This is a genomic window from Sphingobacteriales bacterium (assembly GCA_016699615.1).
Classification (GTDB): domain Bacteria; phylum Bacteroidota; class Bacteroidia; order Chitinophagales; family JADIYW01; genus JADJSS01.
The window spans coordinates 1017380-1037463 of sequence record CP064984.1; the positions used below are offsets into that span (position 1 = coordinate 1017380).

The window sequence follows — 20084 nt, forward strand, 5'->3', positions numbered from 1 at the left end:
TTGCGCCATGTTAGACAAATTAGAAGCATTAAGAATAAAATATAAAGATTTAGAACAACAATTATCTGACCCAGAAATTGTGACTGATGCTCAACGATTTAAAAAAGTTGGAAAAGAATATCGTGACTTAGAACCAATCGTAAATGCACTTGATAGATATAAAAATCTATTGAGTAATATAAGTTTTAACAAACAAGTATTGCAAGAAGAGAAAGATGAAGAATTGAAAGAACTTGCAAAGTCTGAATTGGATGATTTGCAAGAACAATTGCCAAAATTGGAAGAAGAAATAAGATTTCTATTAGTACCTAAAGACCCTGAAGATGACAAAAATGCAATTTTAGAGATAAGAGCAGGAACTGGTGGTGATGAGGCAAGTATATTTGCTGGTGACTTGCTAAAAATGTATTTGCGCTATTGTGATACAAAAGGCTGGAAGACAGAAATAATGAATGAAAATTCTGGTACTGCTGGTGGTTACAAAGAAGTTGTGGTAGAAGTAACTGGTGATGGTGTTTATGGTGTATTGAAATATGAAAGTGGTGTACATCGTGTGCAGCGTGTGCCTGAGACAGAATCTCAAGGTAGAGTACATACTTCGGCTGCGTCAGTAGCTGTGCTGCCAGAAGCTGATGAGGTAGATGTGGAAATAAATCCTGCTGATATAAGAAAAGATGTTTATCGTGCATCTGGTGCTGGTGGACAGCACGTGAACAAGACTGAATCTGCTGTGCGTTTAACGCATATTCCAACTGGTACAATTGCTGAATGTCAGGATGGACGTTCGCAACATAAAAATTATGAAAGTGCCATGAAAGTTTTGCGTACACGTTTGTATGAGAAAGCATTGGCTGTGCATAATGAAGCAATTGCATTGCAAAGAAAAACATTGGTGTCTACTGGCGACAGAAGTGCTAAAATACGTACCTACAACTACCCACAAGGTAGAGTAACAGACCACAGAATTAATTTGACATTATACAATTTAGGTGAAATTGTGAATGGTGATTTGGACCCAATCATAGAAAAATTGACATTCGAAGAAAATGCTGAAAAACTAAAAGTACAGAATTTGTAATGAATAAAATATCTATTGTAATACCTTTCTATAATGAAGAAAAACGAATACATAGATTCTTATTTGGATTGAAAAACTATCAGAATAAAAATCAGTTAGTACAACAATTAGTTTTGGTAAATGATGGAAGTACAGACAATACATTAGCAATTCTAAATAACATTAAACATGACTCTATTAATATAAAAGTTATAGATATTAAGGAAAATAGAGGAAAAGGAAATGCTGTAAAAAATGGTATTTTAAATTCAGACTGTGAATGGATTTTGTGCAATGATGCAGACTTATCATATAGTTTTGAACAAATTGATGAATGGTATGATAAGAAAATAATAAACCTTAATTCTGACAATACAGTATATCTCGGAAAAAGAATATTGAATGATAAGAAGAGTAATTTCTACTTACATAGAATAATAATAGGAAAAATATTTTATCTATTAATAAAATTAATTTTAAGTATTAAAATTAGCGATACTCAATGTGGATTTAAATTGTATAAATCAGAAATTGCAAAAAGGGTATTTAAAGATTTAAAAGAGGAAAGATTTGCATTTGATATTGAAGTTATTTATAGGTTGAAAAAGATAGATTGCAATATTCAATTAAATCCTGTTTCATGTAATGATGTTGGTAACTCTAAAGTAAATTTATTTACTGATAGTTTAAATATGTTTATGGCATTATTTAGAATTAGAAGGTACTAATTTAATTTAAAAGCAACTATTTTATATTTTACATCTTCGAAAAGTGGTTTGTGTTTATTTAGGCTATCGATAAATATTGCTTGTTTATTATATAATTCTAAAGCATTTGTATTGGTTGGTTTATAACCATTACTGTATAATTCTTTATTAATTATTACCAAAATATCCTTCTTATTTAGCTTTGCTGATATATCATTGTTTTTTATTCCTGTAGAAAATTCAAATAAATTTCTAACATACTGTAATGGTGTTCTGCTAAGCTTAGAATTCATCAATGGTAATTTAAAAATATAAGATAATTGAAATGCTTCTACACATGCACGATAATCTGGATCAATAGTATAATCATAATTCTCAGAGCCTACATTAAAATATGGAAAATATAGTATTGCTTGATAATTATCTGTGTTAACTGTCTTTTGTAGTATATTGTATTTAGCTAGGCTTGATGAATGAAAAGCAGAAACGGCTGGTTTAATATTAAACCTGTATTTAACAACAGACAATGCATCAATCACCAAAAATAATAATAGAAAATATATTATACTATTCGTTTTATATAAATATATTATCTTATCAATATAATATATTATTACGATATTAAATACTATTACAAAATACCAATTAAATCTTCCTAAGCATCTAAACTGTGTAACTTTTTCAGATATAAAATGCAAATACAACAATGGATTAAAAATATTCTTAATTGTGATATCTTCTGAAGAGAAAACTATATTTTCTCCAAGAGACACAGCAAACAATACAAATCCTGAAAGGAATAAAACGATTATAATACTATCTATCTTAGGTTTCTTTTTCTTAAACAATATATAAACAATAATATATAAGCTACTATACAATGCAAATGAGCCTAAATATGCATAGGTTTCTATCCCTAAGTTTTTTCATAATTGAATAAGAATGGAACTACAAACCATTCATTTCTCATAAATAAATTCTCAATTCTTAGTTTCCAACTTAGCCAATCATATCCATTTGCTTTTTCAAGTCTAAGAGATGAATAATCATCAATTAAATATAAAATAATATATACAACTATGATTGAAGATATTGTCACAAACATACTTACTGACGTCATCTTAAAAGATTGCTTGTTACGTTCAATTAACAAGACAAATAGATTGAAACTAATTGAGAATATACCAAAAATAAGAGTGTAGTACAAATGAAAAAATGAGCTAATAAATATTGACAAGAACAAAGAAACAAACCACAAATATTTGTTTTTATTAGATTTAAATGAGTATATTCTTATTAATGATAATAAATTCCAAAAGAAGAATACTGACATAGATAAATTAAAATGATTATCTATTCTAAAAAACTGAGGTAGAATCCATGGCAAACAAATAGAAGTTACTACTCTTAACAAACTATTCTTAATTATAACTTGCAATATTTTATACAACAAAAAAGATGATAGAATAATTGCTAAGATGAAAAACAAATTATGGATTGCTGTAGCATTATTAAGAACAAAATTTGATTTAATTAGCTTCACAAATATTGCAAACAAAGGGCTATTGTCTGTAAAAAAGACAAATTCACCATAAGGATAATTCATTAAGTTATAGTTGAAAAAACTATCTGAGGAATTGTATGAAATATAACCATACCAAGTAAAATAATTTTTTAGACCATCGTACCAATTATCAAAGAGAAACAAATTGGGAGATTCAAAAAATTTATAGAATGAAATGTATACTAGGATAGATTGCATTACTATAATTGATAATGATTCTTTCTTCAACATTATAAATGTTTTTTATAAACTAATATTTTATCAATTATAATATCACTTCCGCTCATCGTAATTAATATATCTCTTACATTATTAATTTCCAATTCATAATCTACACAAAGAAAATCTTTCTCAAAATTATAAGTATTTGTATGACACTCTCTCCAATCTTTTATAAATCTTTTCTCCCCATTATCAACATTATATATAGAACATATTGGCACAGATATTTTATTATCATTATTTGGTTTATACCAAAATAATACTCTGATTTTTTTATTTTTTTCATCAAGAAATTTGATTCTTAATACGTCTGTATCTTTTTTTATTTTTGATATACCACTCTTGGACTTAGAAAAATTATTCTCACCAATCAACTTATATGAATTTGTATCCACCCAATTATTATTCAAATTCAAAATATCCTTATTTTTCAAATTGTGTGGTTGTATAGCTAATAAACTCATTCCATTTGATGAATCTATGAAAGATGCCATCTTTATAAGTGGAATATTATCATTAAGTCTTTCATTTTGTAGCATCACTAAAGATGCTTTTTGTTTGTCAAATTTATGTACAATGTTCTTTTCAATATTATAAAAACCAGATAATTGGAAGATATCCATTGCTTGTTTAAATGATACTCTTGATGAGTGTACATTTGCCATTGGTAATCCAGTAATATATGAAAACCAAAAAGAGTATATCTTAGCATTCCAATCATTATCAATCCAAATCTTCTCAGTACCTTCAGTAGATGGTGGATAAACTATAATACATTCATATTTTTTTATATTAGGAATATTTTTGGTTATATCATCTGTAAAAGATTTGTATACATCTAATGCATTTTCTCTTCCAAACATATGATATCTCGATAAATTATATTGTGATGCATTGTATATATCATATGCAGTTATTGGTAGAAATAGTATTAATAATATAGTAAGCATTCGTTTATACTTTTTATATAGAATATTAAAAGCATAAAATGTATAAATAAGATATACATAATAAAAGACAGCAACAAACCTACCAGTTCCTCTAAATTGTTTAAATATATTTATAGGTTCAAATAGAGCTTCATTCCATCTAAATGGGATATAAAATGCAAACATCAATATTGGCAATGATGCAATCAACCAATGTTCTGGTGAGTTTATTTTAATTTTTGGAATGACAAATTTTCTTTTAATAATAATGTATAATGCATATACTATTATAAACAATCCAAATATTGTAACATAAGCATGTCCTTCTGTATAAGTGGTTGGTAAATTTAAACCTATATTATTTAAAAACTCTTTTACAAATCCATTTAATGGCAATAATAGCTCTTGAGGTTTTGCTGAAAATGCTTTTGCACCCCATGCTAAGTTTGGCCTATCTTTAATAGTATCTAATAACTTTAATGACACTATATAGATTACTATAGAAAGTGGAATTAAAAGATTCTTATAATTCACTTTCTTATTGATGAATATATAAAATAATTCATAAGATATGAAAAGCATATTGAGCATAATTAGAAGATAAGGATGAATATATCCAATAAGACTTAATGCAATAACAAAAACCAAAATTCTATTCTTAAGATTAATATAATACCACCAAAACAATGGAATAACGCCAATAGAAGCCAATGCAAAATGGTCACCAAATCTATACAACTGAGGTGATAATAAAATAATTATGATTGTTCCAATTATTGAAAAGAAAACTTCAACACCAAATTTTATTAGTATTAAAAAAATAAAAAACGATCCAACAAATATATTTACTATTATAATTACATGTATACACAATATAGGATTAACATATGAATGTGGAATTACTTTTTCAATTAACCAAATTATCCATACATACAATGGTTGTGCATCCATATATGTAATATGTTCTCCAAAAGGATAATTTAAACCTGTGAATCTTATACCAGAATCATAATTTAAGTAATATCCAAAAGTGTATAAATTCTTTAAACCATCACCAGAACTATCAACAATATTTTGACCCATCGGAAAGAATATTTCCTTGTGTAAGATTAGAAAAATACCTGTAATACATATTGCTACAATGAAAGCAAGTATATAATGTTGTTTTTTAGGCATTGTACAAATATATATAGATGAAGACAATGATTTTTATCTTAACACAAAATATTTTCAAATAAAGCCACAAGCCTATCAACTTATTGAGTAGTTTATCAGATTTGCTAGAGATAATATAATAATTATCTTTGGAAAAACTTTTATTATGCTCGTTTCCTTAATCGTTGCAGTAGCTGAAAATGGTGTCATTGGCAAAGACAATCAATTACTTTGGAAACTATCTGACGATCTTAAAAGATTTAAGCAGCTAACCACCAATCATTGCATCATTATGGGTAGAAAAACTTTCGAGTCTATCGGCAAAGCATTACCCAACAGAACCAATATTGTCATCAGTAGAAATAAAAAAATTGCCTATCCAAGTACTATAATTTGTGGCTCGCTTACTACAGCCATTGAGCGTGCAGCCATACTCAAAGAAACAGAAGTATTTATAATTGGTGGTGCAGAAATCTACAAACAATCAGTACACTTAGCAGATAAAATTTACTTGACTCTGGTAAAAACAACTATCGATGGCGATGCTTTCTTTAATTATACTATGGACGATTGGAAGGTTGTAGAAGAAACAAATTTTAATAAAGATGAAAAGAATGAGTACGACTCAAGTTTCATCATCTTAGAAAGAAATAAAATATGATAAGACCAAAATATTTGCAAGTAGGCGACAAGGTAGGCATCACATGCACGGCACGCAAAGTAGAACCACATGAAATTGAAAAAGCAGTTCAAATTCTTCAGTCTTGGGGTTTGGAAGTAGTATTAGGCAATACAATCAACAAAATCTATCATCAATTTGGTGGCACAGATGAAGAGCGTCTGGCTGATTTCCAACAAATGCTCAACGACAAAACAATCAAAGCCGTATTTGCAGCACGTGGTGGCTACGGCACAGTTCGCATTATAGATGATTTGAATTTTAATGTCTACATGCAACAACCAAAATGGCTTATTGGCTTCTCAGATTTTACATACGTACACAACATACTAAATTGCAATATTGGCGTAGAAACCATACATGCACCAATGCCCATAACGTTTGAAAACAATACGACACATTCCTTAGAAAGTCTAAAAGATGCACTCTTTGGCAAAACTTTAGAATATGATTTTGCAGCACATCCACTAAATAAAACAGGAACAGTAGAAGGCGAAGTAATAGGCGGAAATCTATCAATACTTTACAGTATTTTAGGTACAAAAACAATTCTATCTACTACAAACCAAATACTTTTTATAGAAGACTTGGACGAATATCTATATCATATTGATAGAATGATGATGGCAATGAAACGTGCCAACAAGCTACAAAATCTTAAAGCATTAATTATCGGTGGCATGACAGAAATGAAAGATAATGTCATTCCATTTGGCAAAACAGCCGAAGAAATTGTTTATGAGCATACCTCAAAATATGATTATCCTATCTGTTTTGGTTTTCCAGCAGGACATATTTCAGATAATAGAGCCATTGTATTTGGAAAAAATGCCTATCTATCTATCAACAAAGATGCTTGTATTTTTAGGCAATAACAAGAAATTAACTACATAATAATCATTCTCTTAATCTTTTCTTATTCTATATTGCAAGATTAAGTGCGTACCTTTGCAGAAATTTTGCAAATTCATTTTTGTAAATAAGCATTTAATTAACAATATAATATGTCACAAAATCTAAACGTAAGAAACATTGCTATCATTGCGCACGTAGACCACGGAAAAACAACGCTAGTAGATAAAATCCTGTGGGAATGTAAAACTTTTGCAGAACACGAAAACACAGGCGTACTCATCTTAGATAACAATGAACTAGAAAGAGAAAGAGGCATTACAATTACTACAAAAAATGCAGCTGTAAAATACAAAGACTTCAAAATCAATATTATAGATACTCCAGGTCACGCCGATTTTGGTGGTGAGGTAGAGCGTGTACTTAAAATGGCAGATGGAGTACTTTTATTAGTAGATGCTTTTGAAGGTCCAATGCCACAAACACGTTTCGTATTGCAAAAAGCATTACAACTAGGGTTAAAGCCAATTGTTGTTATCAATAAAGTAGACAAAGAAAACTGTACACCAGAAGAAGTACATGAAAAAGTATTTGACTTAATGTTCCAGTTAGATGCTACAGAAGACCAATTAGATTTTCCAACTATCTATGGTTCTGCAAAAAATGGCTGGATGAGCACAGACTATAAAAAACCAACAACTAATGTTATTGATTTATTAGAATGTATTATTGCTAATATTCCTGCACCAAAAACAGAAGTAGGAACACCACAAATGCAAGTTACATCTTTAGATTACTCTTCGTTTGTTGGTAGAATAGCAATTGGTAGAGTATTTAGAGGTACTCTAAAAACAAATATGCCAGTTGCATTAATAAAAAGAGATGGCAAAGTCATCAAATCGAGAATAAAAGAGCTACTATTATTTGAAGGAATGAATAAAATAAAAGTAGAGCAGGTACCAGCAGGAGAAATTTGTGCGGTTGTAGGTATTGAAGGTTTTGATATTGGCGACACTATTGCTGATGCTGAAAATCCAGAGGCAATGCCACCAATTTCTATTGATGAGCCAACAATGAGCATGCTATTTACAATTAATGATTCTCCATTCTTTGGAAAAGAAGGAAAATTTGTAACATCAAGACACTTAAAAGATAGATTAACTAAAGAACTAGAAAAAAACTTAGCACTTAGAGTACAAGCTGGTGATACTGCAGATTCATTTTTAGTATTTGGTCGTGGTGTGTTGCACTTATCTGTATTGATAGAAACGATGAGAAGAGAAGGCTACGAACTACAAGTAGGACAACCACAAGTATTATTTAAAGAAATAGATGGCGTAAAATGTGAGCCTATTGAAGAATTAAATATAGACTTGCCAGAAACATTGGCAGGAACAGCAATAGAAATGATTACTAAACGTAAAGGCGATATGAAAAACATGATTTTAAAAGGCAATCGCTCAATCATGGAATTTGAAATACCATCACGTGGGTTAATTGGTTTGAGAACAGAGATGATAACTGCAACATCAGGACAAGCTGTAATGTCGCACAGATTCATCAAATACGAAAAACATAAAGGCGAAATTCAAGGTAGAATTAATGGTTCTATGATTTCTAAAGAAACAGGAGAAGCCATTGCATATTCTTTAGATAAATTGCAGGACAGAGGAAGATTCTTTGTTGAGCCAGGAGAAGATATTTACACAGGTATGGTAATTGGCGAAAACTCTAGACAAGATGATTTAGTTGTGAACTGTACTATTACAAAGAAATTAACCAACGTACGTGCATCTGGCTCAGATGATAAAGTGAAACTACCACCACCTGTAAAATTCTCATTAGAACAAGCATTAGAGTATATACAAGGTGATGAATATGTAGAACTAACGCCAAAATCTATTAGAATTAGAAAAATATACTTAGACGAAGGCGAACGCAAAAGAAAAGGTGGCAAGTAGTTAATGTCTAGAATTTAGGTATTGTTTACAACAATCTATATTCTATAGATATTTGCATTAAAAAGTGAATACTTTTTTAGATTAATAGTTTTTTTATACTTTTGTACAATATGCTCAGCAAAATTCAACAAGAAGCAAAAGATATATTGACTAATTATATTGAGAAAAATCAATTGCGCAAAACACCTGAGCGATTTTCTATTCTCGAGATGATTTATGAAAATGATGGTCATTTTGATGCTGAACAACTATACATCAATATTAGAAACAAAAACATAAACGTAAGTAGAGCTACGGTATACAATACTTTGGAAGTATTAGTAGCAAGTGAGTTGGTTACAAAACATCAGTTTGGCAGTAATCATGCAGTATATGAACGTGCATATGGAAGCAGACAACACGACCATCTAATTTGTGTGGAATGTGGCGAAGTATTTGAATTTTGTGACCCAAGGTTGCAACAAATAAAACAGACAGCAAGCGAACTATTCCAACAAAAAAATAAGCAATCACTCATTAACTTTGTACGGAAGTTGTCAGAAAAAAAACTGTGCTAATCTTAAAAAATAATATTACCACATCTACGTTAGTATTTATTAAGCGTAAATCTTGTAAATTGAATAGGATTTGTAATTATGTAATTCTAATTATCTCATTGTTGATGTTAAAACCAACAATAGGTAACGACAGCATTACAATACGTAAAATATCTATTGAAGACAATAAAAAAACAAAAGATTATATCATCTATCGTGAAATGACGATAAAAGAAAATCAAAAAATAAAAGCTACCCAACTTGATTCTTTGATTTTGATAAATAGGCTGAATGTTTATAATCTTAGAATATTTAATGATGTAAATTTCAACATTACACACTGGGAAAATGATTCCTTAGATTTACACATTAAAATCAAAGAAAAATGGACATTAATTCCAGTGCCAATTATAAAACTTGCAGATAGAAACGTCAACGAATGGTGGAGGCAATACAATCATGATTTTTCAAGAATACAGTATGGCATCAGATTTAATTGGGCGAATGTTAGTGGTAGGAATGATGTATTGAGTTTTGCTACAAGTTTTGGACTAACACAAATGTTTGAAATTGGTTATCTAAATCCAACATTAAATAAAAAAAGAACCATAGGTTTTGGTGGTTATTTTTCATACAATAGAAGTCGTAGAATTCCAGTAAATACAATAGATGACAAGTTGAGCTTTATAGATTTGAATAAAAACTTTCACTACAATCATTTCCAAGTATCTACCACATTCTTGTATAGACCAAATATATATACAAACCATTACCTAAAAACTACTTACAGCTATTCTTCCGTATCAGACTCTGTAATAAGCGCAAATCCAGATTATTACATCAATCAAAAAAAGTCATCAAAACTATATAAAAATTGGATACTTATTTGAAAGTGACCATCGTGATGTACGTGCTTATCCAACGAATGGTTGGCTGTTGCAACTTGGAGTTGATAACTTTGGGCTAGGCTTAATGAAAGATGTACGGTTAACTTCAACTTACTTTAGAATGAGCAGTTATTTCCAATGGAAAAAGCACAAACGATTCTCATTAGCAAATTTTGGCAAACTATTATTATCCTTTCCTAGCAGACAACCTTACAATATTCAAGATATAAAATCACTTGGTTATAAAGAAAATTTAGTACGTGGATATGAGCTTTATGTGCTCAACGGGCAACATTATCTATTATTTAAAACTGAGCAAAGATTTAAAGCCTTAGATTTTAGACTGAATAAGTTTAAGAAAATACAATCAAAACCAATCATCAATAAATCTATTTCATACTTACCAATCAACTTAATCATAAAGACCTATTTTGATGCTGGCTATGTCTGGGACAAACAATTCGTAGATAAAAATAGCTTGAAAAATAAGTGGATATTTGGGTTTGGTGCAGGTATTGATGTTGTTACTTTCAATAATTCTGTGTTTAGAGTGGAATACAGTTTCAACAGGAAATTAGAAAATAGGTTATATTTACACTTTCAACAAGCACTATAATATTATGAATATTGGAATCTATAGTAGGATATTCAAACCAGAACACCTAGGTTATCTGAAATATCTAGTTAATAAATTAGAGAAAAACAAGTTCAATATTCTTATACACAAAGATTATAAAGACCAAATAACAAGCTCAAAGACAATACAAGCACTACAAACATTTCAACAACAAACAGAAATAAAAAAACTAGATTTAATTATTGCTATTGGTGGCGATGGAACAATCTTAGACACGCTTCATTTTGTAAGAGATACCAATATTCCAGTTGCAGGCATCAATATGGGAAGATTGGGTTTTTTGGCAGACATACACAAAGAAGAAATTGATGCATTAGTTCAAGCAATAGTGCAAAATAACTACACCATAGAGAAAAGAAATTTAATATTTGTAGATAGCAATAAAGCCACATTTGGAGAAATAAATTTTGGGTTAAACGAATTTACCATACACAAAAAAGATTCTGCATCGATGATTGTCATCCATGTGTATCTAAATGGAGAATTTCTAAACTCATTTTGGGCAGATGGCTTAATTATTGCAACACCAACAGGCTCAACAGCGTACTCACTAAGTTGTGGTGGCCCAATTATTTTTCCTACAACTAGTTCTTTTGTCATTACACCAGTTGCGCCACACAATTTGAATGCAAGACCACTCATTATTCCAGATGATACTGTACTTTCATTTGAGGTAGAAAGTCGTTCAAGCACATTTTTATCTTCTTTAGATTCAAGATTTATTACATTAGATAATAGCTATCAAATAGCAGTAAAAAAAGCACCATTCACATTCAATTTAATTCGACTACCAGAGAGCTCATATTTAAAAACATTAAGAGGAAAACTACGCTGGGGCGAAGACTCTAGAAATTCGTAACCATAATAATAAAAATCAACTCTTAATGCGTGTTAATTTATCCTAAAACATAAGATAATAAGCATTTTCGCATGAATATTCGATTGAAAATCTTATATTTGCTACCTGAATTTTTTCTCTTTGAAGAAAAGCATAAAAATATTATATCTACTGCTATCCATCATTTTGTGTAGCTACCATACTAATGCTGTAGCACAAGAAAAAGAATTTGGCGTTTGGGCAGGAACTGCTGTCTTTTTAGGTGATTTAAATCCAAATATGTCGTTTAAAAATGCCAGAAGCGCTATGGGTGCATTTTTTAGGTATAATTTTAATAATAGAATGTCTGTTAGAACTGGCGTAAATTATGCATTCTTACAAGCAAAAGATAGTTATCAAAAAAGATATCCTTACCTATTGCATAGAAATCTAAGCTTTAGCTCACAGATAATTGAAGTTGGTGCTACCTATGAAATCAACTTCTTTGCCTATTCTACTTCTGGAGAAAGAAAAACTAAAAACTGGACACCATATATCTTTGGTGGTGCAAGCTTATTCTACTACAATCCAACTACAAAACTGAATGGTAATAAATATAGATTAGAATATGTTGGCACAGAAGGACAAAAATCTGCAAATATTCAAAGTAGAACAAAAGGGTACAACAGTTATGCATTTGCAATTCCATTTGGCATGGGCATCAAATACGCATTAAACCAAAATTGGGCACTCAATTTTGAGGTAAGCTCAAGATATGCATTCACAGATTTTATAGATGATGTAAGTGGTGTTTATCCAGACATAAATGAAATAAATTATTATGGAAATGGTGTTAATCTTGGTGAATTACTTTACGATAGATCTACAGAAGTAGGCACTAAAACAGGAATTACAAATAAACAAAGAGGTACAAGTAGCGAAAAAGATAGATTTCTTTTTGTTGGTGTTACATTAACCTATACTATTTTTGAAACTAAATGCCCAAAAGTATTTTAAGATGATAAGTAGCAAAGAAGATATACTGACAGATTATAAATCATTAATTAATACAGAAGCATTGCCACAGCATATTGCAATCATCATGGATGGTAATGGTAGATGGGCAAAACAACAAGGCAAACATAGAGTATTTGGACATAAAAATGGTGTAAAAGCAGTAAGAGACACAACAGAAGCATGTGCAGAAATAGGCGTAAAATATCTTACACTATATGCATTCTCTACAGAAAATTGGAATAGACCACAAACAGAAGTTTCAGCACTAATGGAATTATTATTTCTTACAATTAGAAAAGAAATAAAAACATTGCAAAAAAACAATATCAGGTTAAATTCAATTGGAAATATACAATTTTTGCCAGAGAGTAGCCAAAAGGCACTTAAAGAAAGTATAGAAGCTACAAAAAACAATGATAGAATGACATTAACACTTGCATTAAGCTATGGTGCAAGAGAAGAAATTACAACAGCAGTAAAAAATATAGCTCAAAGTGTTAAAGACAACAACATAAATATCGAAGATATAGACCAAGCATACATTAGCAATCAATTATATACGCACAATATTCCTGATCCAGAACTACTTATTAGAACAAGTGGCGAGCATAGAATAAGCAATTTCTTATTGTGGCAAATAGCATATACAGAACTTTACTTTACACCAACATTGTGGCCAGATTTTACAAAAGATGATATTTACAAAAGTATTTATGAATATCAAAATAGAGAAAGAAGATTTGGAAAAACTAGTGAACAAATTAGCAAATAACATTACATACAAAGCATCAATGAATAAAAAATCATATTATATCTTCTGTTTAATTCTTACTACCATTCTGAGTTTTAACAATACTTTTGCACAAGAAACAGAGCCAACAAAAACTTCTGATAATGTTTTTATACTTGATTATAAGAAACCACAGACTTTTACTATCGAAGCAGTAGAAATAATTGGCACAACTTATTTAGATAAAAATATCATTAGATCTTTGAGTGGACTAAAAGTTGGGAGTACAATTACAGTTCCAGGCGATGATATATCAAAAGCAATAAAAAGCTTATGGAAGCAAGGACTTTTTGGTGATATCCAAGTTCAAGCATCAAAAATAGTTGGTGATAAAATATACTTAGACATAGTTGTAGAAGAAAAACCAAGACTAAACACAATTACAATTCTAGGTATTAAAAAAGGCGAAAAAGAAGACATTGCCAAAAAATTGGACGCACTAAGAGCAAAACCAATCACAGAAGCATTAAAAGCAAATATCAAAAGTATTGTTGCAGATTTTTACGAAGAAAAATCTTATCTATATCCAATTGTTGATGTTGTAGAATCTAAAGATTCTGGATTAATTAATAGTAATTCAGTCATTGTAAATATTGACAAAGGCCCAAAAGTAACGATCAACTCAGTACATATTGATGGAAGAGAAAATGTAGAAGTAGCCAAGATTAGAAAAATAATGAAGAACACCAAAGAAAGTACAAAAATAGATCTTGGGTATGATGCTAATCCACAATATTCTAAAAAGCAAAAAATAAAAAACACACTATATACACTTAGCAACCTAAACTTTGCTTCAGTAAAGGATTTCTTAGCAGATAGATTTAGAATTACTTTCAAAGGAAATAAATATAATGAAGCCAAATATGAAGAAGACAAAATAAACCTTATCAACTATTATAATACATTAGGCTACAGAGATGCTAAAATAATCTCAGATACTGTAATTAATAACAAGCTAGGAACAGTAGATATAAACATCAAAATAGAAGAAGGACATAAATATTATTTTGGAGATATTACTTTCAAAGGCAATTCTAAGTATAGTGATGAAGTGCTTCACAAACAATTAGGTATCAAAAAAGGAGATATCTATAATCTAGAGCAACTACAAAAAAGAATAAATGGCGATATGGAAAATGGCGATATCAGCTCATTATATTATGATGATGGCTATCTATTCTTTAATATAAATCCAGTTGAAGTTGCTGTAAGAAATAACGACACTATTGATATCGAACTTAGAGTATATGAAGGCGCTCAGGCAACAATAAAAAACATTATCATCGAAGGAAATGATAAAACAAATGAGCATGTAATAAGAAGAGAATTAAGAACTATACCAGGCGATAAATTTAGTAGAAGCAATCTAATTCGTTCTCAAAGAGAATTAGCCAACTTAGGCTTCATTGATCCACAAGAAACTCAAGTAGTACCTATCCCAAATCCATCTGATGGAACTGTAGATATAAAATATACCATAAAAGAAAAATCTGCTGACCAAATTGAGCTTTCTGCTGGTTGGGGCGGACAAAGTGGAGGATTAATTGGTACTTTAGGACTTAGATTCAACAATTTCTCACTGAGAAATATGTTTAGAAAAGGCACATGGTCGCCATTGCCAACTGGTGATGGACAACAATTTGCACTTAGAGTAGAAACAAATGGAAAGAGATATCAAAACTATAATTTCTCATTTACGGAGCCTTGGTTAGGTGGCAAAAAACCAAATGCATTTACATTCGCAGCATTTCGTTCAAGATTACAAGAGGTTTTAAATAAACAAGTATTAGGAAATCAAATAACAAATGGTTTGTCTGTATCAATTGGTACAAGGTTAAAAAAACCAGATGATTATTTCATATTCCAAGCATCAGCAGATTACTATGGATATTCATTAAATAATTTTGGTGGTAGATATTATGTAAATGGGAATCCACTTACTGATGGTAAGTTCAACAACTTAAACTTTAAGCTTGCACTTTCTAGAAATTCAGTGAATAATCCAACATTCCCAACTTCTGGTTCAAATGTATCTATGTCTGTACAGTTTACGCCACCTTATTCATTGTTCAGAGGAAAAGATGTAGACTATAGCGAACAAACAGATGCACAAAAATTCAAATGGTTAGAATATCATAAATGGAGAATAAACATGGAATGGTACACACCAATTTCTAAAAGCCCAACAAAGCCATTAGTACTTAAACTAGCTGCGAAATTTGGATACTTAGGTGCATACAATAAAAATATTGGTGTTACACCATTTGAGCGTTTCCAATTAGGTGGAAATGGTATACCAAACAACGTTACCTTATTTGGTACTACAATCTTAGCACAAAGAGGTTACGAAGGTCCATATTCTAACGAAGGTGGCGACCCAATATTTAATAAATTCTTGTTAGAATTAAGATATCCATTCTCATTAAATCCAACAGCAACAGTATATGGTGTGTTATTTGCAGAAGCAGCAAATACTTATCAATCTATAAAAGACTATAATCCATTTAAACTTAAAAAGAGTGTAGGTGTTGGTATCAGAGCAATTCTTCCAATGTTTGGTTTAATTGGTATCGATTATGGTGTAAGATTTGATAATGCAAACGGTAGTTCATTCAATTCAACATCTGGATTTTTTGACTATATTGGCAAAAATGGAAACATTACATTCATCCTAGGTTTTGAGCCAGAATAAAAGTTTGGTACGAATATTGGAATATATAATTCAAATTTAAAAAAGATAAAATGAAAAAAGTAACTTTAATCATCGCAGTATTTGCAATTTCTATTTGTGGTGCATTTGCTCAAAGGTTTGCTTATGTAGATACTAAGTATATTTTAGATAAAATGCCAGAATATAAAAAAGCACAAGCTACCTTAGATGAGCAAGCTGCGCAATGGCAAAAAGAAATAGACAACAAGTCTGAACAGCTAAAAAAGATGTACACAAAATACCAAGCTGAAGAATTTTTGCTATCTGCAGATTTGAAAAAACAAAGAGAAGATGAAATCATCAAAGCTGAAGATGAAATTCAAGAATTACAAAAAAAACGTTTCGGATATAGTGGCGATTTGTTCACTAAAAGACAAGAACTAGTTCAGCCTGTGCAAGACAAAGTATTTGATGCTGTACAAAAAATTGCAGAACAACGCGCTTACGATTTTATTTTCGACAAAGCATCTGGTGGCGCAACTATGTTGTACACCAATCCAAAATATGATGTAAGTGAAGAAGTATTAAAAAAACTAGGATTATAATAAAAATAAATAATTATACCATCATTAAATAAATTAATTAATCAAATCAATACAAAAAAATGAAAAAAATTATCACAGTATTAGCGTTTTTAATTGCCTTATCAAGCACATCATTAGCTCAAAATAAGTTTGGCTACATGAATTCCTTAGAGCTTATCTCATTAATGCCAGAAACACAAGTAGCAGACTCATCTTTACAAAAATATGCTTTTGAATTACAAACTTTAATGGAAAAGATGTATAAAGAATATGATACAAAAGCAAACGATGCAGCAACTAAAAAACAAAAAGGATTGCTAACACCAGAACAAGAAGAAGTTGTACTTATTGAGCTTCAAGACTTAGAAAAAAGAATTAATGATTTTCAAAGTTCTGCAGAAGAAAAAGTAGAAACAAAAAGACAAAAAGCATATGATCCAATTCTTAAGAAAGCAAATGATGCAATAAAAACTGTAGCAAAAGCAAATGGATATACTTACATTTTTGATACAAGTGCACAAGCTTTATTATATGCTGTTGAAGGTGATGATATTATTGAATTAGTAAAAAAACAATTAAACATCCAAGCACCTAAAACTACTGCACCTAAAACTACTACTGCTCCAAAATAATTTATAGAATGGATTTTAATTATCCTATCGGAATATTTGATTCAGGTATTGGCGGCCTAACGGTCGCCAATGCTATTTTAAAACAATTGCCAAACGAGCATATTGTTTATTTTGGTGATACAGCACACTTGCCTTATGGTGATAAATCTGCTGATGCCATAAAATCTTATGCTAAGAAAATAGGCAATTTTTTAGTTGATAAACATGCAAAAATAATTGTGATTGCATGCAACACAGCTTCTTCTGTTGCGTATGATTTACTAACCAAATCTACACCAGAGCATGTACAAATTATCAATGTGATAGACCCAGTTGTACATTATATCATTCAGAAAAAATATAAAAAAGTTGGTGTAATTGGTACACAAGGAACTATTAAATCAAATATCTATCAACAAAAAATACATTTGCAAGATAGTAGTATAAAAGTGCATCAACTTGCTACACCATTGCTTGCTCCAATGATTGAATCTGGTTTTGTACATGGACAAATTAGTGATTTGGTTATTGAAGAATATTTACAACATGCAAATTTACAAGACATAGATACTTTAATTTTAGGCTGTACGCACTACCCATTGATAAAAAAAGAAATAGAACATTATTACAATAAACATAATAAAAATGTGGAGGTGCTTGCTACTAATGAAATTGTAGGTAAGTATGTAAAACAATTTATGATAGAAAATGGTTTATTGAATGTTGCAGACACTGCAGCAAAACATAGTTTCTATGTATCAGATTATTCAGATACTTTTGCCAAAACAACTAACCTTTTCTTCGGTAAGAAAATAGAACTAAAAGCAATAAAGTTATAGACTACCCTTTATTTGGAATTTTACTCATGGCACGTTCTGTAATTGCTGTAATACTCAAACTTGGATTTACACCAGGATTTGCTGAAATCATAGCACCATCACAAACCATCATATTCTGATAATTAAACACTTTGTTTTCTTTATCAATTACTCCAGATTGTGCATCTTTTCCCATACATGCACCACCTAAAATATGTGCTGTAGTTGGAATGCCAAACAATGTTTCAGAACTCATTACCATTGCTTTTCCATCTACAATTTTTTCTACTTCGTGTGCAAGTTCTTGTGCTTTTGGATTGAATGCTGTTGGTGCTGGTCCATTATCCATATTTGTTTTCATGCCACCAAACATATTTCTTTTAAAACGCAAAGTAGAATCTATACTTTCCATATATAATAATATTTGTGTGCGTTTACTCCAATCATCCACAAAAAATGCTTTTAAATTATTAATTGGGTTTAGTATAAAATCTTTAATCATATTAAATAACCTTACCACAATATTTTTGCCAGTAACCATTGGCGCCATAAATATGCGCCAAAATCCTGATCCTTCTGAATATTTTACAGGTTCTATATGTCTATGTTCATCAATGTGAATGATAGAACCAATAGCTATGCCTTCTGAGAATGAAATATTTTTATCAAAAGTTGTAACACCTATTAAGCTTTCAGAGTTAGTTCTAATTCCAGAGCCTACTGTATCTGATAGGTTTGGCAATGATGTGTCTTTTAATTTTAATAATAAATCTACTGTACCTAATACGCCACCAGAAAAAATTACACCTTTAGTTTTTACACTATATTTTTTTGCAAAATAGGATAAAGAATCTTTGAATTTAATTTCATAACCTGCACTTCCATCATTAGATAATGGAACAACATCATAGACTATTTTTTCTGCTAAAATTTTTGCACCTAGTTGTTGTGCTAGATATAAATAATTTTTGTCCAAGGTATTTTTTGCATTAAATCTACAACCAATCATACAACCACCACATAGATTGCAACCTGTTCTGCTTGGTCCTTTTCCATCAAAATATGGATCTGGCACAGTTATATCTTTCTTGCCAAAATAAACAGCAACATTGGTTTTGTCAAAAGCATCTGGTCGTCCTATATTTGTTGCTAATTGCTGCATTACTTTGTCGCTTTTGCTCATGAATGGATTTCTTTCAGCACCCAACATTTTTAATGCAGTTTGATAAAATGGTTTTAAGTCTTCTTCCCAGTTTTCTAAGCCATTCCAGTGTCCAGAATTATAAAATTCTGATTTTGGTATAGGCAATGTATTGGCATATACTAAAGAACCACCACCAACGCCAACACCACTTACAATTGCAACATGACGATAGAATGTAAGCTTAAATAAGCCTTGCAATCCAAGTTTTGGCATCCACATCCATTTGCGCAAATTCCAGTTTGTTTTAGCAAAATCTTCTGGTTTGTTAAACCATTTTCCTTTCTCTATGACTAATACTTTATAGCCTTTTTCTGAAAGCCGAAGCGCTGATACTGAACCACCAAATCCACTACCTATAATTACATAATCATATTCTACATTTTCCATATACTAATTTAGGAAAATAA

18 protein-coding genes and 1 pseudogene are annotated in these 20084 nt (G+C 30.4%); 15 read left to right on the top strand and 4 right to left on the bottom strand.

The annotated features are described in order from the left end of the window. Positions 1-7 precede the first annotated feature (7 nt). Together prfA and IPK18_04840 are read left to right on the top strand one after the other, a co-directional pair. Positions 8-1078, top strand: coding sequence for a peptide chain release factor 1 (gene prfA / locus IPK18_04835; GenBank protein ID QQR98845.1), 1071 nt, complete (start codon positions 8-10; stop codon positions 1076-1078). Then, positions 1078-1785, top strand: coding sequence for a glycosyltransferase (locus IPK18_04840; protein ID QQR98846.1), 708 nt, complete (start codon positions 1078-1080; stop codon positions 1783-1785). The genes prfA and IPK18_04840 overlap by 1 nt, the downstream gene beginning before the upstream one ends. Here the strand turns inward: IPK18_04840 and IPK18_04845 are convergent. The 3 genes from IPK18_04845 to IPK18_04855 all read right to left on the bottom strand — a co-directional run bounded on the left by IPK18_04845 (position 1782) and on the right by IPK18_04855 (position 5655). Continuing rightward, on the bottom strand, positions 1782-2612 hold the full coding sequence (locus IPK18_04845) for a hypothetical protein (protein ID QQR98847.1): 831 nt from the start codon (positions 2610-2612) through the stop codon (positions 1782-1784). The two genes, IPK18_04840 and IPK18_04845, sit on opposite strands and share 4 nt — an antisense overlap. Positions 2613-2680: 68 nt before the next feature. Next, positions 2681-3559: a hypothetical protein gene (locus IPK18_04850; protein ID QQR98848.1), complete on the bottom strand. Its 879-nt coding sequence runs from the start codon at positions 3557-3559 to the stop codon at positions 2681-2683. Further along, complete coding sequence (locus tag IPK18_04855) at positions 3559-5655, bottom strand: hypothetical protein (GenBank protein ID QQR98849.1); 2097 nt, start codon at positions 5653-5655, stop codon at positions 3559-3561. The genes IPK18_04850 and IPK18_04855 overlap by 1 nt, the downstream gene beginning before the upstream one ends. A 145-nt stretch (positions 5656-5800) precedes the next feature. Between IPK18_04855 and IPK18_04860 the strand changes: the two genes are divergently transcribed. From IPK18_04860 to murI, 13 genes and pseudogenes are all read left to right on the top strand, one after another. Then, entirely contained in the window at positions 5801-6295 is a 495-nt protein-coding gene (locus tag IPK18_04860) for a dihydrofolate reductase (protein QQR98850.1), read from the top strand. Next, entirely contained in the window at positions 6292-7188 is an 897-nt protein-coding gene (locus tag IPK18_04865; GenBank protein QQR98851.1) for an LD-carboxypeptidase, read from the top strand. Before IPK18_04860 ends, IPK18_04865 begins: the two co-directional genes overlap by 4 nt. Before the next feature lie 129 nt (positions 7189-7317). Then, on the top strand, positions 7318-9126 hold the full coding sequence (gene typA, locus IPK18_04870) for a translational GTPase TypA (protein QQR98852.1): 1809 nt from the start codon (positions 7318-7320) through the stop codon (positions 9124-9126). 110 nt (positions 9127-9236) lie between these two features. Beyond that, a pseudogene (locus tag IPK18_04875) lies at positions 9237-9696 on the top strand (transcriptional repressor). A gap of 46 nt (positions 9697-9742) precedes the next feature. Continuing rightward, a complete protein-coding gene (locus tag IPK18_04880) occupies positions 9743-10552 on the top strand; it encodes a hypothetical protein (protein QQR98853.1) in 810 nt (269 codons plus the stop codon). After that, positions 10488-11165 carry a BamA/TamA family outer membrane protein gene (locus IPK18_04885; GenBank protein QQR99296.1) on the top strand — a complete coding sequence of 226 codons (678 nt, stop codon included), beginning with the start codon at positions 10488-10490 and terminating at the stop codon, positions 11163-11165. The genes IPK18_04880 and IPK18_04885 overlap by 65 nt, the downstream gene beginning before the upstream one ends. 4 nt (positions 11166-11169) lie before the next feature. Next, positions 11170-12045: an NAD kinase gene (locus tag IPK18_04890; GenBank protein ID QQR98854.1), complete on the top strand. Its 876-nt coding sequence runs from the start codon at positions 11170-11172 to the stop codon at positions 12043-12045. 120 nt (positions 12046-12165) lie between these two features. Beyond that, complete coding sequence (locus tag IPK18_04895) at positions 12166-13020, top strand: outer membrane beta-barrel protein (GenBank protein ID QQR98855.1); 855 nt, start codon at positions 12166-12168, stop codon at positions 13018-13020. Position 13021: 1 nt separating this feature from the next. Further along, positions 13022-13792, top strand: a complete 771-nt coding sequence (locus IPK18_04900) for an isoprenyl transferase (GenBank protein ID QQR98856.1) — start codon at positions 13022-13024, stop codon at positions 13790-13792. Beyond that, the gene (locus IPK18_04905) at positions 13734-16502 is read left to right on the top strand and encodes a BamA/TamA family outer membrane protein (protein QQR98857.1); all 2769 of its coding nucleotides are present in this window, start codon (positions 13734-13736) and stop codon (positions 16500-16502) included. The genes IPK18_04900 and IPK18_04905 overlap by 59 nt, the downstream gene beginning before the upstream one ends. A gap of 50 nt (positions 16503-16552) precedes the next feature. Next, complete coding sequence (locus tag IPK18_04910) at positions 16553-17065, top strand: OmpH family outer membrane protein (protein ID QQR98858.1); 513 nt, start codon at positions 16553-16555, stop codon at positions 17063-17065. 59 nt (positions 17066-17124) lie between these two features. Next, positions 17125-17676: an OmpH family outer membrane protein gene (locus IPK18_04915; GenBank protein ID QQR98859.1), complete on the top strand. Its 552-nt coding sequence runs from the start codon at positions 17125-17127 to the stop codon at positions 17674-17676. A gap of 8 nt (positions 17677-17684) precedes the next feature. Next, positions 17685-18494, top strand: a complete 810-nt coding sequence (gene murI, locus IPK18_04920; protein ID QQR98860.1) for a glutamate racemase — start codon at positions 17685-17687, stop codon at positions 18492-18494. Between the two features lies 1 nt (position 18495). Here murI and IPK18_04925 read toward each other — a convergent pair whose 3' ends face one another. After that, positions 18496-20064 (bottom strand): GMC family oxidoreductase, encoded by a 1569-nt coding sequence (locus IPK18_04925; protein ID QQR98861.1) that lies wholly within the window; start codon positions 20062-20064, stop codon positions 18496-18498. Positions 20065-20084: the final 20 nt, after the last annotated feature.